General features: G+C 60.0%; 6 protein-coding genes. 1 reads left to right on the top strand and 5 read right to left on the bottom strand.

What is annotated here, in order from left to right; genetic code table 11:
- Positions 1-99: 99 nt before the first annotated feature.
- From DBR23_RS32340 to DBR23_RS22140, 5 genes are all read right to left on the bottom strand, one after another.
- Positions 100-306, bottom strand: a complete 207-nt coding sequence (locus tag DBR23_RS32340; protein WP_366828357.1) for a DUF3703 domain-containing protein — start codon at positions 304-306, stop codon at positions 100-102.
- Between the two features lie 154 nt (positions 307-460).
- Positions 461-2,689, bottom strand: coding sequence for a cation-translocating P-type ATPase (locus DBR23_RS22155; protein ID WP_108499600.1), 2,229 nt, complete (start codon positions 2,687-2,689; stop codon positions 461-463).
- Between the two features lie 114 nt (positions 2,690-2,803).
- Positions 2,804-3,460, bottom strand: a complete 657-nt coding sequence (locus tag DBR23_RS22150) for a thioredoxin domain-containing protein (RefSeq protein WP_108499599.1) — start codon at positions 3,458-3,460, stop codon at positions 2,804-2,806.
- On the bottom strand, positions 3,457-3,873 hold the full coding sequence (locus DBR23_RS22145) for a disulfide bond formation protein B (protein ID WP_108499598.1): 417 nt from the start codon (positions 3,871-3,873) through the stop codon (positions 3,457-3,459). Before DBR23_RS22145 ends, DBR23_RS22150 begins: the two co-directional genes overlap by 4 nt.
- A 191-nt stretch (positions 3,874-4,064) precedes the next feature.
- Positions 4,065-4,451 (bottom strand): hypothetical protein, encoded by a 387-nt coding sequence (locus DBR23_RS22140; protein ID WP_108499597.1) that lies wholly within the window; start codon positions 4,449-4,451, stop codon positions 4,065-4,067.
- A gap of 219 nt (positions 4,452-4,670) precedes the next feature.
- On the opposite strand from DBR23_RS22140, the gene DBR23_RS32335 reads away from it, so the two are divergent.
- Positions 4,671-4,961: a zinc ribbon domain-containing protein gene (locus tag DBR23_RS32335; protein WP_108499596.1), complete on the top strand. Its 291-nt coding sequence runs from the start codon at positions 4,671-4,673 to the stop codon at positions 4,959-4,961.
- Positions 4,962-5,159 lie beyond the last annotated feature (198 nt).

Below are 5,159 nucleotides of genomic sequence, written 5' to 3'. Positions count from 1 at the left end.
TTTTGATCCCAGGGTAGATAGTTAGCGAGTTTGAGCTTCATTTCAGCCCCGCGGCACCCACGCCGCGGGGCTTTTTTGTCTACCTCGTCCAGCCTTGCGCTAATTGCGGGTGCGCTCGATCGTGCGACGCAGGTCTTCAGGGATCGGCAGAGGCTTGATCGGACTGACGTTCGCACCACCAGTATTGCCGGCGGGCACCCATCCAATGACAGTTTTGGTGGCAGCTCCCAAGATTCGCATCGAGTGACACAAAACTTCGCGCGGGCTTTTCTGCCTGAATCCCCATACAAGCATACGCAGGTGCACCCGAACATGCTGCGCTGTGAAAGCTTGACCAAGGACGTGAGCGCGCTCCAGTTAGCGAAAGCTCACCTGCGCTTGGCTGCGTTGCCGGCAGTCGTGGCAGCGTGCAATTTCGCATCCACGGCGGGGCGGATTCTCGTTCCAAACGTTGTCATGCTCAGGCCTTTTCTGACACGCCGCGCAGCAGCCGCAGACCGTTGATCACCACCAGAAGGCTGGCCCCCATATCGGCAAAGACAGCCATCCACATGGACGCGTTCCCGAACACGGCGAGGACCAGGAACACTGCTTTGATGCCCAAGGCAAAAGCGATGTTCTGCAGAAGAATGTTGCGTGTGCGCCGGGAGAGCCTGATGACCTCGGGGATACGTCGCAGATCGTCATTCATGATGACGATGTCTGCGGCTTCCATGGCCGTGTCCGTGCCCGCGGCGCCCATGGCGATACCGATGTCTGAACGCGCAAGCGCCGGGGCATCGTTGATCCCGTCCCCAGTCATCGCGGTGGGGCCGTGCTCAGCCTGCATTTTCTCGATGGCCGAAAGCTTGTCCTCGGGCAGCAGATTTCCGTGCGCCTTGTCGATGCCCGCTTGCTTGGCAATGGCCTGTGCCGTCGACACGTTGTCACCTGTGAGCATGACCGACGCGACGCCGAGCTCGTGCAGTTGCCCTATGGCTTCGCGCGAGCTGTCCTTGATGGTGTCAGCCACAGCAAAGAGGGCAAGAACCTCGCGTTCATCCGCCAGAAGGGTGACCGTTCGCCCCTTTGCCTCGTGGCTGGCGAGCAGCTCCTCGATCGCTGGCGAGCACAGTCCCCGCTCCTCGATGAGGCGGTGATTTCCAAGCACCAGCGTCTGTCCTTGGAGTTGGGCTTCTACACCCCTGCCGGCAAGCGCCTTGAACCCGCTCACACCGCCTTTTCCGGCATCCAAGCCCTTTGCAATGGCCTTCGACACAGGGTGATCCGAATGCCCTGCGAGATCCGCCGCCCATCCCAGCACAACGGCTTCTGACTGCCTGGTTGCAAGCACGGCTTTTTCCACGAGCTTCGGCTTGCCTTCCGTGATCGTCCCGGTCTTGTCCAGCGCGATGGCCTTGAGCTTGTGTGCATCTTCGAGGTACACCCCACCCTTGATCAAGATGCCGCGGCGGGCCGCCGATGCGAGCCCGCTGACCACCGTGACCGGGGTCGCGATCACGAGGGCACAGGGGCATGCGATTACCAGCAGGACCAGCGCCTTGTACAGCGCCTGCATCCAGGTTAAGTCCAGAAACACGGGGGTCAGGACCGCGACCAGCACAGCGATGATGAACACCCCTGGCGTGTAGATAGCGGCGAATCGATCAACGAATTGTTGGGTAGGAGCCCGCGAGCCCTGGGCTTGTTCGACCGACTGAATGATGCGTGCCAAGGTCGTATTGCTTGCCGCGGCCGTCACGGTGATTTCAATGGTGCCAGTCTCATTGATCGTGCCTGCGAAGACGGGGTCGCCCTGCGCCTTGTCCACCGGGATGCTCTCTCCTGTCACCGGGGCCTGGTTGACAGCGCTGGTCCCGCTGGCCACAGTCCCGTCGAGCGGTATACGCGCACCGGGCTTCACGCGAACGATCGCGTTGATTTGCACATCCGCCGCTGGCGTCATCGTCCAGCTTCCGTCGGACTGGCGGACTTCAGCGGTATCTGGCGTGAGGTCGAGCAGACTCTTGATCGCATTTCTGGCCCGATCGACTGCCCGTCCTTCAATCAGCTCGGCGATAGCATACAAAGCCATCACCATTGCTGCTTCTGGCCACTGGCCAATGAGGAAGGCCCCCGTCACGGCAACGGTCATCAGCGCATTGATGTTCAGGCGCTTTTGCATGAGCGCTGCAAAGCCCTTGCGGTAGGTTGAAAAGCCTGCGAGCCAGATCGCTGTGGCCGCAACCGCCATGCCGATGCCCTTGAATACCGTGGTGTCCGGTGCGAAGAAGGACAGGGTTTCTGCCGCGATAGCCAACGCAAGTGCCAGCACCATCCGCCCCAGCCCTTCTGCCGTGCTGCCGTGGTCATCACTGTTGACCCCGCCGTGTGCGGGTGCCACTGGCTCGGGATTAAAGCCCGCCTTGCGGATGGCAGCCACGGCCTCGGGGATCACGTTCTCGGGTGCGTCGATTGTCAGGGTGCGAGCACCCAATTGGAAGCCCAGCCCCCGCACACCCGGAATCGGTTCCAGCGCACGTCGGATCTCGCTCTCCTCCGCAGCACAGTCCATCGTTGATATTCGGAATACGGCCCCTCTGGATGCGGAGCCGGAAGTGGGAGCGGATGACGGTGCCTGTGCCTTCGCATCTGCAGCGCAACAGGCGTCCGCCGCATGGTCTTTGTGGGCGTTCTCGTTTGAATTCATGGTGTTGGTTCCTTGGTGTAATTTGATTGGAAACCTTAAAGTAACTTCAAAGTCAAGCGCGAAGGTGTTTTGATTGCGGGGCCAACTTGGCGGCTTGGATCCGCACGACAGCAGCTACTTCTTGACCTTCGCGACTTCCTGGGAAACCAGGTCTGCCAGTTGCTTGGCTCCGAAACTGGGAAGCGGGCGACCATTGACGAAGAAGGTCGGCGTCTTGCTGACTTGGAGCGCGTTGATGTCCTGCAAATCCTGCTGGATGACAGCATCCATCATTGGAGTGGCCATATCTGCCTGCGCACGTCGCAAGTCCAAGCCAGCCTGCGCTGCTGCTCTTAAGGCCAGCTCAAGGCGAGGGGAGCCGTGGTCTGCCCAGCTTAGCTGCGTATCTAGCAAAGACTCAAGCACGGGAACGAATCGATCTTGCTTGCGGGCGGCTTCCAGCAGTTTGACCACTTGGTCTGCCCCGCGGTGAAAAGGGGCATACCTGATCACCAACCGGACATCGGCTGGATATTGCCGCATCAAGTCTTTGACGATGGGATAGAAGGCACGGCACGTCTCGCACGCGGGGTCGAAGAACTCTACGATGGTGACCGGTGCCTCGCGTGGACCCAGGACAGGTGAGTGCATCCGCACGAGGTGCTCGGACTGGCTGATGACAACCGCTTGTTTCTCCCCCAGTGCGTTGTGCTGGTAGACGTATGCACCGACAGCGAAGGCACTTGCAGAAACGATCAGCACGAGGGCGACGATTGCTTTTTTAGAGATCATTGACGGGTTCCGCGCAAGTAGACGAAGAGGAACGCTGCTATGGCAGCGAAGGATGAGAAAGAGAGCCAGGGCAGCTCCAGACCCAAGAAGATGCTGAGCTTCTGGTTGGCACAAGACACTCCTGCAGAGCAGGGAATCCACGTCTGAGGAACAAGCCCCGCCACCAGGAGGCTGTGATACCCAGCGATCACCAAGCCAGTGAGTGCCATCGGCAACGCGTAGACAGCTCCTCGGCGGTCTTCCGCGTACAGCGACATGCCAAGTACAAGAGCGATAGGGAACATGGCGATGCGCTGGTACCAGCACAGCACGCACGGCGTCATGCCCATGACTTCGCCGATGAACACAGCACCACCGGTGGCCGCGATCGAAACCAGCCAAGCGCACAGTAGCGTCAGCCAAGACCGGCTCATGGGCACAAGCCCTGCGTGCGAGATTCGAAAGCGCGCCCCCGTGTGGTGCTACGCGTCCATGAGATCAGTAGGCCGCGCGAAACGTCGGCAAAGACCATGAGAACTCCCTGAAACGAACAGACAGGCCAGCTGCAGCAGTGCAGGCTGGCTCGCGGGTCAGCAGCGGTTCCGGTGAGGAACCGACGCCTTGGTCAGGCCAGGGCGAGCCACTGCGGGCGTTCAGGGCGAAGGGGCGTGGGAGGAGCCTTGGGCGCAAACGCGATTGCACCAAAGAGTTCATGGGCCACCGCGATCGCAGTCATAAGACTGTGCTGTGGAGCAGCAGGGCTGTGCGAATGGCAGACGCCACAGTCCACGTCCACGCCGGAGGCATCCGCTTTCTGCGAAGAATCGAGACCGATCTGGAGCGCGGGACTCACGTCAAGAGGACCCTCTTGCGATTGCATGATCTCTAGGCCATGCACACCGGCAATGTGCGCGGCGCCGCGTGCGTCCTCGTGAATGTAAGGAGCCACTGCCGCCCAGCACAGTTGCAAGGGCAACAGTGCGATGAGCAGAGCGAGCAGTTTGGAACGCATTCGAAAATTGTAGTAGCTCAGCCCGGGAACCTGCACGCCGAAAGGCCGCGTCCATGTAAAACATGAAAAAAATCGACCCTGTGAAGAGGGCCGGATAACGCTGAGTTATCGCGCAGATTACATCTGCGTAATCTAGGCCCGTATCAGTCGAAATGCGTTGACCTTGAAGCCACCACAAGGTTTCAAATAAGCCCATCACAACATGCGCAGGAGTAAGTGATGAGTTTCTTCAACAAGCTTTTCAGCGGACATCACGGCGGCGGCGGCCGCGGCCACCATGGCGGAAATTACCGAGACAGCGACCACAATCGCGGCTATAGCGATGGACCCAACACCCAGCGACCAGCGAATCTCATCGCGTGCGCGAGTTGCGGTTGCGCGAACCAGCCAGGCGCGAAGTTCTGCCAGCAGTGTGGCACCAGCATGGTCGCAACGCAGTGCACCAAGTGCTCTGCGGTATTGGCACCCAACGCAAAGTTTTGCGGCTCATGCGGGCAGGGCAGAGGGTGACCGAAATCTACGCGCTGGCATGCCAAGCGCACGAATCGGGCTTGAGACGGGCCCACAGTGCCATGGGTGAAGGCATCCAGATCGGGACGTCGGTCAGGCCGCGACACCTCTACACGATGCAAGGGGAGCAGCATGCCATTGGAGTTTCTTCGACAGATCGATATTGGCACTTTGCCAAAACAGGTAAGGAAGGCAGGG

Source organism: Acidovorax sp. HMWF018 (assembly GCF_003061035.1).
GTDB classification, from domain to species: Bacteria; Pseudomonadota; Gammaproteobacteria; order Burkholderiales; family Burkholderiaceae_C; genus Acidovorax; species Acidovorax delafieldii.
This window is presented reverse-complemented; position numbering and strand designations above follow the sequence as displayed.

Excerpts from the sequence above, each read along its gene's own strand:
- DBR23_RS22155 (WP_108499600.1), bottom strand. The coding sequence starts at position 2,689 with ATGAATTCAAACGAGAACGCCCACAAAGACCATGCGGCGGACGCCTGT.
- DBR23_RS22150 (WP_108499599.1), bottom strand. The coding sequence starts at position 3,460 with ATGATCTCTAAAAAAGCAATCGTCGCCCTCGTGCTGATCGTTTCTGCA.
- DBR23_RS22145 (WP_108499598.1), bottom strand. The coding sequence starts at position 3,873 with ATGAGCCGGTCTTGGCTGACGCTACTGTGCGCTTGGCTGGTTTCGATC.
- DBR23_RS22140 (WP_108499597.1), bottom strand. The coding sequence starts at position 4,451 with ATGCGTTCCAAACTGCTCGCTCTGCTCATCGCACTGTTGCCCTTGCAA.
- DBR23_RS32335 (WP_108499596.1), top strand. The coding sequence starts at position 4,671 with ATGAGTTTCTTCAACAAGCTTTTCAGCGGACATCACGGCGGCGGCGGC.